The 15927-nt window shown below is 71.6% G+C and carries 19 protein-coding genes; 13 read left to right on the top strand and 6 right to left on the bottom strand.

Features of this window, described 5'->3' with window-relative positions; translation table 11 throughout:
• Window positions 1-142 precede the first annotated feature (142 nt).
• Both ACLQ29_RS18235 and ACLQ29_RS18230 read left to right on the top strand, forming a co-directional pair.
• On the top strand, window positions 143-1741 hold the full coding sequence (locus ACLQ29_RS18235) for an RNA polymerase sigma factor (protein WP_425772707.1): 1599 nt from the start codon (window positions 143-145) through the stop codon (window positions 1739-1741).
• Between the two features lie 245 nt (window positions 1742-1986).
• Window positions 1987-2220 (top strand): DUF7455 domain-containing protein, encoded by a 234-nt coding sequence (locus tag ACLQ29_RS18230; protein WP_030489368.1) that lies wholly within the window; start codon window positions 1987-1989, stop codon window positions 2218-2220.
• A 610-nt stretch (window positions 2221-2830) separates the two neighbouring features.
• On the opposite strand, the gene ACLQ29_RS18225 is transcribed toward ACLQ29_RS18230, so the two are convergent.
• From ACLQ29_RS18225 to ACLQ29_RS18215, 3 genes are all read right to left on the bottom strand, one after another.
• Complete coding sequence (locus tag ACLQ29_RS18225; RefSeq protein WP_425772706.1) at window positions 2831-4564, bottom strand: DEAD/DEAH box helicase; 1734 nt, start codon at window positions 4562-4564, stop codon at window positions 2831-2833.
• A 190-nt stretch (window positions 4565-4754) separates the two neighbouring features.
• The gene (locus ACLQ29_RS18220) at window positions 4755-5417 is read right to left on the bottom strand and encodes a trimeric intracellular cation channel family protein (RefSeq protein ID WP_425772705.1); all 663 of its coding nucleotides are present in this window, start codon (window positions 5415-5417) and stop codon (window positions 4755-4757) included.
• A gap of 40 nt (window positions 5418-5457) precedes the next feature.
• On the bottom strand, window positions 5458-5676 hold the full coding sequence (locus tag ACLQ29_RS18215; protein ID WP_007456912.1) for a DUF3039 domain-containing protein: 219 nt from the start codon (window positions 5674-5676) through the stop codon (window positions 5458-5460).
• Between the two features lie 88 nt (window positions 5677-5764).
• On the opposite strand from ACLQ29_RS18215, the gene ACLQ29_RS18210 reads away from it, so the two are divergent.
• Entirely contained in the window at window positions 5765-6700 is a 936-nt protein-coding gene (locus tag ACLQ29_RS18210; protein ID WP_425772704.1) for a pseudouridine-5'-phosphate glycosidase, read from the top strand.
• Window positions 6697-7596 (top strand): carbohydrate kinase family protein, encoded by a 900-nt coding sequence (locus ACLQ29_RS18205; protein ID WP_425772703.1) that lies wholly within the window; start codon window positions 6697-6699, stop codon window positions 7594-7596. The genes ACLQ29_RS18210 and ACLQ29_RS18205 overlap by 4 nt, the downstream gene beginning before the upstream one ends.
• An 82-nt stretch (window positions 7597-7678) precedes the next feature.
• Here the strand turns inward: ACLQ29_RS18205 and ACLQ29_RS18200 are convergent, their stop codons facing one another.
• Complete coding sequence (locus ACLQ29_RS18200) at window positions 7679-8038, bottom strand: DUF3099 domain-containing protein (RefSeq protein ID WP_425772702.1); 360 nt, start codon at window positions 8036-8038, stop codon at window positions 7679-7681.
• A gap of 104 nt (window positions 8039-8142) precedes the next feature.
• Here ACLQ29_RS18200 and ACLQ29_RS18195 point away from each other — a divergent pair, with 104 nt between their 5' ends.
• Window positions 8143-8430 (top strand): hypothetical protein, encoded by a 288-nt coding sequence (locus ACLQ29_RS18195; protein ID WP_124771959.1) that lies wholly within the window; start codon window positions 8143-8145, stop codon window positions 8428-8430.
• A 13-nt stretch (window positions 8431-8443) separates the two neighbouring features.
• Window positions 8444-8755, top strand: coding sequence for a hypothetical protein (locus ACLQ29_RS18190; protein WP_088951534.1), 312 nt, complete (start codon window positions 8444-8446; stop codon window positions 8753-8755).
• A gap of 9 nt (window positions 8756-8764) precedes the next feature.
• Here the strand turns inward: ACLQ29_RS18190 and ACLQ29_RS18185 are convergent, their stop codons facing one another.
• On the bottom strand, window positions 8765-9349 hold the full coding sequence (locus ACLQ29_RS18185) for an HhH-GPD-type base excision DNA repair protein (RefSeq protein ID WP_425772701.1): 585 nt from the start codon (window positions 9347-9349) through the stop codon (window positions 8765-8767).
• Here ACLQ29_RS18185 and ACLQ29_RS18180 point away from each other — a divergent pair.
• Genes ACLQ29_RS18180 through dtd form a run of 3 tightly spaced genes read left to right on the top strand, consistent with a single transcriptional unit; the run spans window position 9321 to window position 12365 of the window.
• Window positions 9321-10421, top strand: coding sequence for a CPBP family intramembrane glutamic endopeptidase (locus ACLQ29_RS18180; RefSeq protein ID WP_425772700.1), 1101 nt, complete (start codon window positions 9321-9323; stop codon window positions 10419-10421). The genes ACLQ29_RS18185 and ACLQ29_RS18180 overlap by 29 nt on opposite strands.
• 37 nt (window positions 10422-10458) lie before the next feature.
• Window positions 10459-11943, top strand: coding sequence for a DUF7059 domain-containing protein (locus tag ACLQ29_RS18175; protein WP_425772699.1), 1485 nt, complete (start codon window positions 10459-10461; stop codon window positions 11941-11943).
• Window positions 11943-12365, top strand: a complete 423-nt coding sequence (dtd, locus tag ACLQ29_RS18170; RefSeq protein WP_425772698.1) for a D-aminoacyl-tRNA deacylase — start codon at window positions 11943-11945, stop codon at window positions 12363-12365. The genes ACLQ29_RS18175 and dtd overlap by 1 nt, the downstream gene beginning before the upstream one ends.
• Window positions 12366-12484: 119 nt before the next feature.
• Here dtd and ACLQ29_RS18165 read toward each other — a convergent pair whose 3' ends face one another.
• The gene (locus tag ACLQ29_RS18165) at window positions 12485-13273 is read right to left on the bottom strand and encodes a sporulation protein (RefSeq protein WP_425772697.1); all 789 of its coding nucleotides are present in this window, start codon (window positions 13271-13273) and stop codon (window positions 12485-12487) included.
• A gap of 229 nt (window positions 13274-13502) precedes the next feature.
• On the opposite strand from ACLQ29_RS18165, the gene sigB reads away from it, so the two are divergent.
• The 4 genes from sigB (at window position 13503) to ACLQ29_RS18145 (ending at window position 15927) form a co-directional block, all read left to right on the top strand.
• Entirely contained in the window at window positions 13503-14519 is a 1017-nt protein-coding gene (sigB, locus tag ACLQ29_RS18160; protein ID WP_425772696.1) for an RNA polymerase sigma factor SigB, read from the top strand.
• 84 nt (window positions 14520-14603) lie between these two features.
• Window positions 14604-15020 carry an ArsR/SmtB family transcription factor gene (locus tag ACLQ29_RS18155; RefSeq protein WP_425772863.1) on the top strand — a complete coding sequence of 139 codons (417 nt, stop codon included), beginning with the start codon at window positions 14604-14606 and terminating at the stop codon, window positions 15018-15020.
• A gap of 53 nt (window positions 15021-15073) precedes the next feature.
• Window positions 15074-15523, top strand: a complete 450-nt coding sequence (locus tag ACLQ29_RS18150) for an SRPBCC domain-containing protein (protein ID WP_425772862.1) — start codon at window positions 15074-15076, stop codon at window positions 15521-15523.
• The gene (locus tag ACLQ29_RS18145; RefSeq protein WP_425772695.1) at window positions 15520-15927 is read left to right on the top strand and encodes a VOC family protein; all 408 of its coding nucleotides are present in this window, start codon (window positions 15520-15522) and stop codon (window positions 15925-15927) included. The genes ACLQ29_RS18150 and ACLQ29_RS18145 overlap by 4 nt, the downstream gene beginning before the upstream one ends.

Here is a 15927-nt window from a genome sequence, read left to right as displayed (position 1 = left end):
ACCCCTGCCCACGCGCCACGGACCGCCGAACACCGGCCGGCCCGGGACGCGAGGGTCCCTCAACCACATCGCCCGGCCCGGTTGCCCCACGCTGTGCCGGACGACCCGGCCGTGCCCGCTCTTCGCCTCCGGAAGGTCATTCGTGACAGAACCCCGCCAGACCGGCGCCGACGTTCGCTCGCTCACCGACACCCTGATCGCCCACGCGCAGAGCGCCGGTGGTCAGCTGACGTCGGCCCAGCTCGCGCGCACCGTCGAGTCCGCCGAGGTGACTCCGGCCCAGGCCAAGAAGATTCTGCGAGCGCTCTCCGAGGCGGGAGTGACCGTAGTGGTGGACGGCTCGGCGAGCACCCGCCGCCGGGTCGCCGCGGCCCGGTCGACAACGCCGGCGTCCCGGGCCACCACCGCCAAGACCACCAAGAAGGCCGCCGCGCCGGCCCCGAAGCAGGCGCCGGCCGGCGACGACGCGCCGTCGACGCCGTCCCCGCGCAAGCTGGCCGCGAGCAAGGCCACCGGCTCCGCCGCGGCGGCTCCGGCGAAGGCGACCAAGGCGACCCGAGCCACCAAGGCGACGGTTGCCGCGGCCACCGGCGCCAAGCCGACCAAGGCCGCCGGCAAGGCCAAGGGCGAGGGCGCCGAGGGCGAGATCGACCCGGAGGAGCTGGCCGCCGCGATCGAGGACGTGGTGGTCGAGGAGCCGGCCGAGCTGGCCCAGGCCGCCGAGACCGACGCCGCCGCCTCGGCGACCGACAACGACTTCGAGTGGGACGACGAGGAGTCCGAGGCTCTCAAGCAGGCCCGGCGGGACGCCGAGCTGACCGCCTCGGCCGACTCGGTCCGCGCGTACCTGAAGCAGATCGGCAAGGTTCCGCTGCTCAACGCCGAGCAGGAGGTGGAGCTGGCCAAGCGGATCGAGGCCGGGCTCTACGCCGCCGAGCGGCTGCGTGCCGCCGACGAGGGCGAGGAGAAGCTCGTCCGGGACATGGTCCGTGACCTGGGCTGGATCTCCCGTGACGGCGAGCGGGCCAAGAACCACCTCCTGGAGGCGAACCTCCGACTGGTGGTGTCGCTGGCCAAGCGATACACCGGGCGCGGCATGGCCTTCCTCGACCTGATCCAGGAGGGCAACCTCGGCCTGATCCGGGCGGTGGAGAAGTTCGACTACACCAAGGGCTACAAGTTCTCCACGTACGCCACCTGGTGGATCCGGCAGGCGATCACCCGCGCGATGGCCGACCAGGCCCGCACCATCCGCATCCCGGTGCACATGGTCGAGGTCATCAACAAGCTCGGCCGCATACAGCGCGAGCTGCTCCAGGATCTGGGTCGCGAGCCCACTCCGGAGGAGCTGGCCAAAGAGATGGACATCACACCCGAGAAGGTGCTGGAGATCCAGCAGTACGCTCGGGAGCCCATCTCTCTGGACCAGACCATCGGCGACGAGGGCGACAGCCAGCTCGGTGACTTTATCGAGGACTCCGAGGCCGTGGTCGCGGTCGACGCGGTCTCGTTCTCGCTCCTGCAGGACCAGCTCCAGCAGGTGCTGCAGACCCTCTCCGAGCGTGAGGCGGGTGTGGTGCGCCTGCGCTTCGGCCTGACCGACGGCCAGCCACGGACGCTTGACGAGATCGGCCAGGTCTACGGGGTGACCCGGGAGCGGATCCGGCAGATCGAGTCCAAGACGATGTCCAAGCTGCGTCACCCGTCCCGGTCGCAGGTCCTCCGGGATTACCTGGACTAGGCCGGTTTCGTCAACCGAACGTGTCGTTTTGACCACCTGGTGTGCAACACCAGATGGAGATCGTCCGGATGCACGAATGTGATCGTTGACGTGGCACCCTTGGTGCACGGCACACTGTCCCTGCCAGGTGTGACCTCGGTCCCCCGCGGGCACACAGGGAAGGCAGTGCCTAGCAAGGGTGTTGCACCATAGGTGAGCAACGACCGAAGAGATTGTTCATCGGTGACGACCAGAGGAGGAAGGCGATGACCCCGACCCTCACGCCGCCGCCCGTGACGGCGGCTCCCCCAGCCGCCGATGAACGGTGCGACCGCTGCAATGCTGCCGGGAAGCTCCGGATCACTCTCACGGGTGGGAGCGAGTTGGTGTTCTGCGGGCACCACGCGAACAAGTACGCGGAGGATCTCGTGAAGATCACCGAGCGGTTCGCAACGGAGCCCGATTTCAGCTGGCGTGGCGCCGATCTGATGGCGAACTAAATCCGCTAACCGACATAGTCGACCGGAGGTCCCCCGAGGGGCCTCCGGTCGGCTTTTTCTGTCCGAACGCGCCACGTCCCACGCTGAGTGCGCCACGCCCCACGATGAACGCGCCCCCCGCGCCCCGCGCCCCGCGCCCCGCGCCCCGCGCCCCGCGCCCCGCGCCCCGCGCCCCGCGCCCCGCGCCCCGCGCCCAGATCGTGCTCGAACCAGGATGTAGTGGCCTCACCGACGCGCCGACACCACTACATCCTGGTTATCGCGCGATCTTGATCCTGGTTATGGCGCAATCTTGCAAGCGGGGCGCCCCACAAAGGGGGCATCCGCGTACCTTCCGGGCAGGCAATGCTCGGCACCGCCCAAGCCTTCGTTGATCCACTCGGTTTCACGGAGGTCGCGCTTTCCACCTCGCTCGAACACCGCGTTTTCAATAACGCCGAGTGGATCAAGCCGCAAGCCGCAAGCACGACACAGACCACACCGCACACCACACCGCACCCCCGAACGCACGCCACGGCGCGGCCCGCCAGAGACGCGGCGCACCACACCCGGCCGCGTCGTCACGGACGCGGACCCGCTACGGACCCGGACCCGCTACGGCGGAAAGGGTTTAGAGGGTCTGCACGGTGGCGATGCGTTCCTCAAGTTGCTCGATGGTGGCCTGGGCACTCGGGGGGCCACCGCAGAGTCGGCGTAGCTCGGCGTGGATCTTGCCGTGTGGCTGGCCGGTGCGGTGGTGTCGTGCGGCCACCAGAGCGTTCAGTTGGCGTCGGAGCGCCACGCGACGCTGGGCGGCACTCATTGGTGCCGGTGGCGCTGCCGTGGGCGCAGCGGCCGGCTGAGCGGCCGCGTCGGCGGTACGGCGGCGTTGGGCGGCGAGTTGGGCGGCCTGCCGTTTGGTGAGCAACAGGGACACCTGGTCGGCGGTGAGGAGGCCGGGCAGGCCGAGGTATTCCTCTTCCTCGGGGGTGCCGGCCTGGGCCGCGGTACCGAACGACGCCCCGTCGAAGATCACCTGGTCCAGTTCGGCGGTGGCCGACAGCGCGGCGAACCGCTTTTCCAGCTCGCCGCTGGCCTGGTCGTCGCGCTGCGCCCGTTCCAGCAGGTCGTCGTCGAGCCCGTCGGAATCCTTGGGTTTGCCGAGGACGTGGTCCCGCTCGGTCTCCATCTCGCTGGCCAGCCCGAGTAGGTGCGGCACGCTGGGCAGGAACACCGACGCGGTCTCCCCGGGGCGGCGGGCGCGGACGAACCGGCCGATCGCCTGGGCGAAGTAGAGCGGCGTGCTGGCGCTCGTGGCGTAGACCCCGACCGCGAGCCGGGGGATGTCCACCCCTTCGGACACCATCCGCACCGCGACCAGCCAGCGCTGGTCGGACGCCGCGAACGTCGCGATCCGGGCGGACGCGCCCTGGTCGTCGGAGAGCACCACGGCGGCCTTCTCGCCGGTCACCTGCTCGATCAACTTGGCGTACGAGCGGGCGGTCTGCTGGTCGGTGGCGATGATCAGACCGCCGGCGTCGGCCATCCCCGCGTTACGGAGCACGGTGAGTCGGGCGTCGGCGGCCCGCAGCACCTGTGGCATCCAGTCGCCGGCCGGGTCCAGGGCGGTACGCCAGGCCTGCGCCACCAGATCCTGCGTCATCGGCTCGCCGAGGCGGGCGGCCAACTCCTCCCCCGCGTTGGTCCGCCACCGGGTCTCTCCCGAGTACGCCAGGAAGAGCACCGGCCGGACCACGCCGTCGCGCAGCGCGTCGGAGTAGCCGTACACGGAGTCGGCGCGGGAGCGCAGCAGCCCGTCGCCGCCCCGCTCGTAGCTGACGAAGGGGATCGGGTTGTCGTCGGAGCGGAACGGAGTCCCGGTGAGCATCAGCCGGCGTACGGCGGGTTCGAAGGCGTTCTTCACCCCGTCGCCCCAGGACCGGGAGTCGCCCGCGTGGTGGATCTCGTCGAGGATGACCAGGGTGCGCCGGGTCATGGTGCGCCGGCGGTGCACCTGCGGGGCCATGCCGACCTGTGCGTAGGTGACCACCGCGCCGTGGAAGTCGGCCGCGGAGTGCAGGTCGGCGTTGCGGAAGGCGGCGTCGAGTTGGATGCCCACCCGGGCCGCGGCGTCGGACCACTGGTTCTTCAGGTGCTCGGTCGGTGCGACCACGGTGACCGCCTCGATGGTGCCGTCGGCGAGCAGCTCGGCCGCGATCCGCAGGGCGAAGGTGGTCTTGCCGGCACCTGGCGTGGCGACCGCGGTGAAGTCGTCGGTACGCCGACGCAGGTATTCCACCAGGGCTTTACGCTGCCAGGAGCGTAGTGCCGGGAACGTCTCGAGCACCGGCGTCCGGGCTGCCACGCGAAGCTCCTCTCCGACCGCACGATGGCGGACCCCGGGCGAGGGCCACGAGTCCCGCCGCCCATGAAAACGCCTCCGCGCAGTAGCTGCCGCGAAGGCCGACTCAGCATAACCAGCGCGGGCCCCACGGCCCAGGCGACGCCACGCTGGTCACAATCCCGCACCCGAATCGAACAACGGCCGGACCGTCTCACCACTCCCGGTCGGTGCGCGGATCCGCTCCACCGGTGCGCGGCGGGCGCAGCGTCGCCACCGGGGCGGACCAGCGTCGACGCAGGGCGATCAGGCGCAGCCCGAAGACCAGGACGGCGGCGGCGGTGAGCGGCGCGGGTCCGGTCTGCCCGGTGACGTACAGCAGCGCCACAGTGACCGAGCCGGCCAGCGCGGCAAGGGCGTAGATCTCCCGGCGCAGCACGACCGGGATCTCGGCGGTGAGCAGGTCGCGGGCGAGCCCGCCGCCGATCGCGGTGAGCATGCCGATGAGGCAGGCGCCGACGGCCGGCACCCGGGCGTCGAGCGCCTTGAGCGTGCCGGTGACGGTGAACAGCGCGAGGCCCGCCGCGTCCAGCACCAGCACTGTGGTGCGCAGTCGGGCCAGTTGGGGGTGCAGCCAGAAGACGGCGAGCGCGGTGATCGCGGCGGTGCCCGCGTACCGCCAGTCGGCGAAGGCCAGCGGCGGCACCTCGTCGATGACCAGGTCCCGGAAGATCCCACCGCCGAGGGCGGCCACGAACCCGACGAAGGCGACGCCGAACAGGTCCAGCCGTTTGGCCACCGCCGCCGACGCCCCGGATGCGGCGAACACCGCGACGCCGGTCAGGTCGGCGAGGAGCAGGGCGGTGGAGGTGGTCACCGCCGCAGGCTACGTCGCCGGCCGGGACGCCGGCCCAGGATCACTCGCGGTACGAGTCGTAGATCTCCTTGCACTTGGGGCAGACCGGCGAACCCGGCTTGGCCGCCTTGGTGACCGGGAACGTCTCGCCGCAGAGCGCGACGACGAAGGTGCCCATGACGGCACTCTCGGCGATCTTCTCCTTGCGGACGTAGTGGAACATCTCGGGACCGGTGTCGGCGTCCTTCAGTTCGGGACGCTCGAGAACCTCTGTGCTCACGTCTGCACCTCCAACCGTCAAGTTTGGCAGGTCATCACGGCCGGGTCCACCTGAGGCCGGCCGGAGCCCCACCCCGTACGGTGCCCGTGTGACTGACTTTCACCTCAGCTACGGCACCGAGGTCGCCGAAGCCCTGCGCGACGGCCGGCCCGTCGTCGCACTGGAGAGCACCATCGTCTCGCACGGGCTGCCCCGGCCGGAGAACCTGCGGGTGGCCAGGGAAATCGAGCGGGCGGTCCGGGACGCCGGGGCCGTTCCCGCGACGATCGGCATGATCGGCGGCAAGCTGGTGGTCGGCCTGGACGACGCGCAGCTGACCCGGTTGGCCACCGTCGATGGAGTGACGAAGCTCTCCGTCCGCGACCTCGCGGTGGCGGCGGCCACCGGCGTGGACGGCGCCACCACGGTCGCCGCGACAAGCGCCGTGGCCGCCGCGGCCGGGATCGGGGTGTTCGCCACCGGCGGGTTGGGCGGGGTGCACCGGGAGGCCACGCACACCTTCGACGAGTCGGCCGACCTGGTCACCCTTGCCCAGACCCCGATCGTGGTGGTCTGCGCCGGCGTCAAGTCGATCCTCGACGTGGGCGCGACGCTGGAGCGGTTGGAGACCCTCGGGGTCGCCGTGCTCGGTTACCGCACCCGCCGGTTCCCCGGCTTCTACCGCACCGACGCCGGCTTCGATCTCGACTGGTCGGTGGACTCGCCGGAGCAGGTCGCCGACGTGCTCGCCGCCCGCGACGCGCACGCGCTGCACACCGGCGGGCTGCTCGTGGCCAACCCGCTGCCGATCGACGAGCAGCTCGACCCGGACCTGCACGACCGGACGCTCGCCGACGGTCTGGCCCTGCTGGAGCGGGACGGGATCACCGGGAAGGCCGTCACCCCGTACCTGCTGGCGCACTTCCACTCGGCCACCGAGGGCGCGAGCCTCGCCGTCAACGTCCGGATCATCCTGCGCAACGCCGACCTGGCCGCGCGGATCGCGGTCGCCGCGGCGGCCCGCGACGCCGCCGCCGCGGTATGACCCGACCGGCCCGGGTGGTCGTCGTCGGGGACGTGATCACCGATGTGGTCGCCGTGCTGTCCGGGCCGCTCGCGGCCGGATCGGACACCGGAGCCGAGATCAGCATCGGCGGAGGCGGTCAGGCGGCCAACACCGCCGCCTGGTTGGCCGCGCAGCGGGTGGACGTCACGCTCGTCGGCGCCGTCGGTGACGACGACGCCGGGCGGGTCCGGGTGGCCGAGTTGGAGCGGGCGGGTGTCGACTGCGCGGTCGAGCGGGTCGAGGACGTGCCGACCGGCACGGTGATCGTGTTGGCGACCGACGACGAGCGCACCATGGTCAGCCAGCGGGGCGCGAACGTCCGGCTGAGCGTCGCGCACGTCGAGCGGTCCCTCGCGGCGGTGCCCGACGCCGGGCACCTGCACCTGTCCGCGTACACCCTCCTGGACGCCGGGTCGCGCGACGCCGGACTGCGGGCGTTGGCCGCCGCCCGCGAGCGCGGGCTGACCACGAGCGTCGACGCGGCCTCCGCGGCGCCGCTGCGGCGGGTGGGCGCGGCGGCGTTCCTGAGTTGGGTACGCGACGTCGACCTGCTCCTGGTCAACGCGGACGAGGCCACGGTGCTGGCCGGCGGGCTGGACCCGGCGGCGCAGGGGCGGGCGCTGTCGGCGACGGCCCGGCGGGTGGTGGTCAAGCGCGGCGCGGCCGGCGCGGTCTGGGTCGACCGCAGCGCGGCGGTCTGGGTGGCTCCGGCCCGGCGGGTGGCGGTGCGGGACGTCACGGGGGCGGGCGACGCCTTCGCGGCCGGCCTGCTCACCGCCTGGCTCGCCGACGCCGCCCCCACCGTGGCGCTGAACCGCGCCACCGACCTGGGCGCGCTGGCCGTCTCGACGGTCGGCGCACGGCCACAGCCGTAGAGGTCGGCGCACGGCCACAGCGCCGTGAAGGTCGGCGCCCGGCCACAGCGCCGTGAGCATCGGACCCTGGCCCGGTCGCGGGTCAGGGTTCGACGTCGATGACCTTGTGCGGTCGCTCCTCGGCGGTGAGGCTCATCGGCGGGGTGTCGTCCTGGTGGCGGGGGTGGAACCGGTTGGCCAGCCGGTGCTCCTCCTTGGGCGGCCGGTCGTTGGCCAGCAGGACGGCCAGCCACGGGATGAGCAGCATGCCGAGGACGCACAACGGCAGCCACAGCCAGAGCAGTGGGGCGTTCGCACCGACCAGGATCGCGCCGACGATGATGCACAGCACCCGGATGCCCATCATCAGGACATAGCGGCGCTGGCGACTGGTGAGCTGATCGTCCTGGCTGCGCGAGGCGTCGGTGATCAGAATCGGCTGGTAGGCCTGACGCTTCACCATGGACCTCCTCGAGGGGATTACGCCTCATCCTGTCACCGCGGGACCGTGATCAGCGAACTTCGACTCATCCCAGCACGTGTTACGCCCGTGGTACGCTCCGCGACGTGGGCAGCAGGTTCAGCTTCACCGACGAGGCGTTGGCCAACCTGAGGGTCTACGACGTCACGCCCGGGGAAGTCTGGGAGGCGCTGCACAGCGCCCGACGGGTCATCCGCCACCTGGGCGACGACGTCATGGTGGTCTATGCCGCCGCCCGTCGGGGCCGCCGGCTGGCGGTGCTGCTCGCCGAGGCCGATGGCACCGACAACGACTGGGACATCCTCTCCGCACGCGAGTTGAGCGACGTCGAGTCCAAGCGCTACGACGAGGCCGTGCGGAGAGATCGCCGATGAGGAGGCCGTGACGATGCATCGAAACGACGCGACCAAGCAGTTCCACAGCGGCGACGACCGGATCGCCGAGCTGATCGACGAGGGCCCGGGGGTGGACCTCCCCGCCCCCGACACCGACGTGCCGATGGTGAGCCGGTCAGTCCGGCTGCCGTTGGAGACCTACGAGCGGGTGCGGGCCGCCGCCGACGCCCGGGGCATCGGGGTCACCACGCTGATGCGCCAGTGGATCGAGGCCGGCCTGGCCGACCTGGACGACTCCGCGACCGTCTCGCTCGCCGACGTCCGGCGCGCGCTGGCCTCGCTGGCACACCCGACCGCCGCCTGAGCGACCGGGTCAGCCGCCGGCGGCCTTGGCCGCCGCCTTCATCTGCTGCTTGAACTCCCGCACCCGACGCAGCGAGTCGACGTCGGTGACGTCGGCCACCGACCGGTACGCGCCCGGGTCGCCGTAGTCTCCGGCCGCCTTCCGCCAGTCCTGTGGGGTCACCCCGAAGCGCTTGCCGAGCAGGGCCACGAAGATCTGCGCCTTCTGCCTGCCGAAGCCGGGCAGCGCGGAGACCCGGCGCAGCAGCTCCGGCCCGTCGGCGACGTCCGACCACAGCAGCGCCGCGTCACCGTCGTAGCGCTCGACGAGCACCTGGCAGACCTCCCGCACCCGGGCCGCCATCGCCTTCGGGAAGCGGTGCAGCGCGGGCGGCTGGGCGAAGAGCGCGACCAGGGCCTCCGGGTCGTACGCGGCCAGCTCCGCCGCGTCCAGGTCGTGGCCGAGCCGCTGCGTGAGCACGTACGGCGAGGAGAACGCCTTCTCCATCGAGACTTGTTGATCAAGGACCATCCCGACCAGCAGGGCCAGGGGGCTGCGCTCCAGCAGCCGGTTGGCCTCCGGGTCGATGGGCAGCACGAGCGTCATGCCGACCATCCTGCCCGGCGTACCGGTCCGGGCGGACACCGACGCTCCGATCGCACGACTGTGGCGCCCGTCTGCCACGATCGACGCCATGCTGCGGACCGCCCCGCCGGGATCCCCGTACCACCGACTCGGCCGCACCGACCGGCACCGCTGGTGGCGGCCCGTCGTCGGCACCCTCGCGCTGCTCGCCTCGGCGGCGGTGGTCATGGGCCTCCTCTTCGTCGTCGCCGCAATCGTGGGCGAGCTCACCAACCGCCCGAACGACGCCGACGGGTTCCCCATCTTCGGCCCGATTCCGGACGCGGCGCTGCTGATCGCCTCGCTGGCGCTGCTGCTCCCACTGGTGCTCGGCACCGCCTGGCTCGTGCAGCGCCGGCCCGCCGGCACGGTCTCCTCGGTGCTCGGCCGGCTGCGGTGGGAGTGGCTCGGCCGCTGCCTGCTGATCGCCACGCCGCTGATCATCGTCATGCTGTTCGGCGCGGACCTCCTGCTCGGGCTGACCGACGAGGGCTCGGTCCTCGACCCGGTGGCCACCTGGGTGGGGTGGCCGGAGTTCGCCGCCGGCCTGCTGATGATTCTGCTGCTGGTGCCGTTCCAGGCCGCCGCGGAGGAGTACGCCTTCCGGGGCTGGCTGGTGCAGGCCGTCGGCGCGTACCTGCGCACGCCCTGGCCCGGCATCGCCCTCCAGGCGGTGCTCTTCGCCGCCGCGCACGGCTGGGGCACGGCCTGGGGCTTCCTGGACCTGGTCTTCATGGGAGCACTCCTGGGCTGGCTGACGATCCGCACCGGCGGGCTCGAGGCCGCGATCGCGCTGCACGTGGTGAACAACCTGACCGGCTTCACCCTGGCGGCGGCGTTCGGCGGGCTGACCGCCGACGAGACGATGGCCGACGCCCCCTGGCAGCTCGTTGTCGTCGACGTGCTGGCACTGTCCGCGTACGCCCTGGTCATCGACCGGTTGGCCGCGCGGCGAGGGCTGGCGACTGTCGTACCACCGGCTCTGGCGGCGCCCGGCGAGCCCCCGGCCCCGACGGCGGCGGAGCTGGGGCTGCCGGGCGTCGGGGTCGAATCTCGCGGGTGATGACGGCTGCCTCCGCGACGGCAGGCAGGATGTCGGGGTGGACGAACACGACATGCTGCTCTCCCCCGCCGGTGTCGACGCGCTGCGGGCCGCGCTGACCCGGACCGGCTTCACCGGCCACGGCATCGCCGAGCGGTTGGGCGCCCAGGCGACGGCCGCGGTCGGCCGTAACGACTACCGGGCCGCGCTGCGCGCCACCGAGGACGGCGACCCGCTCGGCACCCTGATCCGGGTGTTCATCTGCGACCAGACCGAATCGGAGGCCGCGGTGGCCGCCGCGCTGGCACCGCTGGGCCTGGCGGAGGCGCTGGCCGGCGGGCTGGTCGAGCGGCACGGCGACGGCCTGCGGGCCGGCGTCGACCTGGAGCCGTACGGCGAGGACTGGTGGGTGCTCGCCGACGTGCCGGCGACTGCCCGCCCGGGTCGCCCGTTGCACGCCGAGCACGTCCTCGGCGTCGGCGGGGCCACCCACACCCTGATCGGCGCGACCATGCGCCGGCCGGTCGACACCGCACTGGACCTGGGGACCGGCTCCGGCGTCCAGGCTCTGCACCTGGGCACCCACGCCAGGTCGGTGACCGCCACCGACCTCTCCGAGCGGGCGCTGCGCTTCGCCGCGACCACCGCCGCCCTCAACGGTCAGGACTGGGAGCTGCTCCGCGGTGACCTGGTCGCCCCGGTGGCGGGTCGTCGGTTCGACCTGGTGGTGAGCAACCCGCCGTTCGTGGTCGGTCCGGGCACCACCACGCACGTCTACCGCGACTCCGGCCGGGTCGGTGACGCGATCGGCGCCGAGTTGGCAGCCGCCGCCCCGGGCATGCTCACCGAGGGCGGCACCATGCAGTACCTGGCGAACTGGGTGCACGTCGCCGGCGAGGAGTGGGACGAGCGGGTGGCCGGCTGGTTCGCCGGGACCGGCCTGGACGCCTGGGTGATCCAGCGCGAGGTGGCCGACCCGATGGCGTACGTCGACCTGTGGCTCACCGACGTCGGCGAGACCGCCGACCCGCAGCGGATGGCCGCCTGGCTGGACTGGTTCGACGCGCACAAGGTGGAGGCGATCGGCTTCGGCATCGTGTCCCTGCGCCGGGGCGGGCACGCCGACCCGGCGGTCCGGGTGGAGGACCTGCGCCAGCGGGTGCAGCCACCGCTGGGCGACCAGGTCGCCGCCTGGTTCAACCGCCAGGACTTTCTCCGGGTACGTGACACCGAGGCGTTGCTCGCCGAGCGCTACCGGGCCGCCGAGGGCCTCCAGCTGCGGCAGGAGGCCACCATGGGCGACGAGGGCTGGGCGGTGGACCGGCAGGTCCTGGCGATGCCGCACGGCCTGCGCTGGACCGAGGAGATCGACCCGCTGGTGCTGGCGCTTGTCGGTGGCGCCGACGGCCGCCTGCCGCAGCGTGACCAGCTCGCCCTGCTCGCCGCCGCGCACGACGTCGAACCCGACGAGATGGCCGAGGCCGCCGGCCCGATCGTGGCGCACCTGCTGGAGCGCGGCTTCATCGAGCCGGTGAGCGCCTGATGCGGGCGGTGGTGCAGACCGTCGGGCGGGCCAGCGTGACGGTGGACGGTGAGGTGGTCGGCGCGATCGAGAACGGCCTGCTGGTGCTGCTCGGGGTGACCCACACCGACACCGCGCAGACCGCTCAGACGATGGCCCGCAAGGTGCACGAGCTGCGCATCCTGGACGACGAGCGGTCCGCCGCCGACACCGGCGCGCCGATCCTGGTGGTCAGCCAGTTCACCCTCTACGGCGACGCGCGCAAGGGTCGCCGTCCAAGCTGGACGGCGGCGGCCCCCGCCGAGGTGGCCGAACCCCTGGTGACCGCCGTCGTCGACGCGCTGCGCCAACGGGGCGCGACTGTGGAAACCGGCCGCTTCCGCGCCCACATGCTCGTCGAAAGCACGAACATAGGCCCCCGCACCCTCCTCCTAGACCTCTAACCCCCTCCCACCCACCCTCCCACTCCCACCCCCACCCCTCCTGGTTGATCATGAGGTTATTGCTCGCCACCTCGGCGTGTCGTGGCGATAACCTCATGATCAACGCGCCGAAAGGGGGGTTAGGAGAAGAGGCCTCGGCGGGAGAGGGACTGGCGGAGCCAGTTGTCGAGTTCGGCGGTCCAGTCGGTGCGGTCGGCGGTGGCGTGGGCGACGGTGAACCGACCGAAGGCGTCCCGCCCCTCGGTGAAGACACCGCCGCGCTTGTCGACCTCCAGCACCACCTGCATCTGCTGGGCGTCGGCGATGAAGGTGACCTCCAACTGGTTGATCGAGCGGGCGTACTGCGGCGCCGGGCCGAACTCGATCTCCTGGTAGAACGGCAACGTCTGCCGTACGCCGTAGATGTGGCCACGCTCCACATCGGCACGCGCGAACCGGAAACCCAGTCGCAGTAACGCGTCCAGCAGTCGTTCCTGGGCCGGCAGCGGGTGCACCGACACCGCGTCCAGGTCGCCCTTGTCCACCGCGCGGGCGACCTCCAGCTCGGTACGCAGCCCCATCGTCATGCCGTGCAGGTGCTGCCCGTACAGCTCGGTGACGGGTGTCTCCCACGGCACCTGGAAGCGGAACGGGATGTCGTGGCGCTGCCCCGGCTCCAGCCGGAACGCGCCGGTGACCTGCTGACGGTGGAACTCCTGCGTGGTGTCGTAGTCGTTGTCGCCGCTCTCGACCTCGACCCGGGTGACCAGGCCGAGGGCGACGTGGTCGATGTCGACCTGGTGGTCACCGCCGACCACCTGGATGCGGCCCTCCAACTGCCCGCCCGGGCGGCAGTTCGGGTTGGCCAGCACCGTCTCGACCGACGGGCCGCCGACCCCCATCGCCTTCATGAGCCGCTTGAAGACCACGCCGTCCTCCAACTGTGTCCGGGGCCGACCGCGGTGGCCGACCGTCCGCAACGTAGCCGGGGCGGGCAAGCACAGACCGGGGCGACACTCCGCACAACGATCCGACCAATTCCTGTCGGGTGCGCGATCGCCTCACTCCCGTTTTACGCCCTGCCCGCCAAGCTGTGTCTCACACCGGCACCACTGGGCCGGAGACACGGCACAGACGTGGAAACGGGGAGAGACAGAGATGGTCCTGCAGATGACGGAACACCGGATGCGCCCGGCCACCACGACCGACACCGACGGGACCTCCGAGGTCCTCGCCGACCTGGACGCCACCGACGAGCGTGGCATCTCGACCGACCTGGTCCGGGCGTATCTCAACGGGATCGGCCGGACGAAGTTGCTGACCGCCGCACAGGAGGTCGATCTGGCCCGGCGGATCGAGGCCGGCCTGTTCGCGGACGAGAAGCTGGCCACCTGCACCCCCGTCTCCGAGGAGTTGCGGGCCGACCTGGAACTCGTCGTCGCGGAGGGCCGGGCGGCCAAGGACCATCTGTTGGAGGCGAACCTGCGGCTGGTGGTCAGCATCGCCAAGCGCTACACCGGACGCGGCATGGCGTTTCTCGACCTGATCCAGGAGGGCAACCTCGGCCTCATCCGGGCGGTGGAGAAGTTCGACTACGCCAAGGGTTACAAGTTCTCCACGTACGCCACCTGGTGGATCCGGCAGGCGATCACCCGCGCGATGGCCGACCAGGCCCGCACCATCCGCATCCCGGTGCACATGGTCGAGCAGGTCAACCGGATGGTCCGGGCCCGCCGTGAGCTGGCGGTGACGCTGGGCCGCGAGCCCACGGTCGCCGAGGTCGCCCACGCCCTGGAAGTCCCCGAGATCCAGGTCATCGAGCTGATCTCCTACGACCGGGAGCCGGTCAGCCTGGACCAGGCCGTCGGCGACGACGGGGAGAGCGCGCTCGGCGACTTCGTGGCCTCGGTGGACCCGCGCACCGAGCCGAGCGACGCCGCCGCCCAGGGCGAGCTGCGCAACGAGGTCAGCATCGTGCTGGCCACCCTGTCCCAGCGGGAGCAGGCGGTCATCCGGTTGCGGTTCGGGCTGGACGACGGCCGGCAGCGCACGCTCGACGAGGTCGGCCGGGAGTTCGGCCTGTCCCGGGAGCGGATCCGGCAGATCGAGAAGGTGACGCTGTTGAAGTTGCGCGCCCCGGAGCGGGCGCAGCGCCTGGAGGCGTACGCCTGCTGACGCACTCGGTTCCCACGGAAGGCCCTGGCGGTTCGCCAGGGCCTTCCGTGCCGCTGTGGTGCTTGACGACGGCACCCATCCACGATAAAACCAACTGGTTATAAAACCAGGAGGTTATGGGTGGTGGACACGGAGCTGTTGGATGCGACCTTCGCGGCGCTGGCCGACCCGACGCGGCGGGCCATCCTCGCCCGACTCGCGGCCGGGGAGGCGACCGTGACCGAGCTGGCAGAGCCATTCGAGATGAGCCAGCCGGCCATCTCCAAGCACCTCAGGGTGCTGGAACGCGCTGGTCTCGTCAGCCGGGGGCGGGACGCCCAACGCCGTCCGTGCCGATTGGAGGCCCGGCCCCTGCGTGACGCGACGGCCTGGCTCGCCACCTACCGCGACTACTGGGTGGAGAGCTACCAGCGCCTCGACGTACTGCTCGACGAACTCCAGTCCGTCGACCGCACCGGCACGGCGCGTCGGCCCGCCGGACCGGACGGAACGGGCGAGTGACAGGCGTCGACGAACCGCTCGTCGTGCGCACCCCGGGCGACCGGAAGATCGTGATGAGTCGGCTGTTCGAGGCGCCGGTGCGGCTGGTGTTCGCCGCCTTCACTCGACCCGACCTGCTGGTCCGGTGGTACGGCGCACGCGGATGGAGGCTGGCGGAGTGCGACGTCGACCTGCGGGTCGGCGGGCGGTGGCGGTTCGTGTCGCAGGGCCCGGAGGGCGCACGGATGGCCCAGGCTGGGGTCTATCGACAGGTCGAGCCGCCACACCGACTGGTCTACACCGAACTCTTCGACGACCAGTCCTACCCGGGCGAGACAGTGGTCAGCCACGAGTTCACCGAGGTGGCCGGGCGAACGACAGTCACCACCACGCTGCTCTACGCCACCGCGCAGGGGCGGGACACCGTGCTGCGCTACCCGATGGCGCGGGGGGTCGGGCAGAGCTTCACCCGACTGGCCGACCTGCTGCGTTCCACAACGACGACAGAGGAAGAGCACCCATGAACTGGACACTCGAAGTGGTGATCGTGCCGGTCTCCGATCTGGACCGGGCGAAGAAGTTCTACGCCGACCAGCTCGGCTTCACCGTCGATCACGACACGGTGATCAGCGACGAGGCGCGCATCATTCAGCTGACCCCACCCGGCTCCGGCTGCTCGATCGTGATCGGCAAGGGCGTCGTCCCGGACATGCCACCGGGCTCGCTCAAGGGCCTGCAACTGGTGGTGCCCGACCTGAAGCGGGCCCACGCCGAGCTGGTCGAACGGGGGGTGGAGGTGAGTGAGATCCAGGTGCTGGGCGCGAGCCCGACCCCCACGCCGCACCCACTGGACAACGTCGGCTTCGTCTTCTTCGCCGACCCGGACGGCAACGCCTGGGGCGTCCAACAGATCTCCAGCCGGCCCTGA

It is taken from the genome of Micromonospora sp. DT228 (genome assembly GCF_049841595.1).
In the GTDB taxonomy this organism is placed as follows: Bacteria; Actinomycetota; Actinomycetes; order Mycobacteriales; family Micromonosporaceae; genus Micromonospora.
This window is presented reverse-complemented; position numbering and strand designations above follow the sequence as displayed.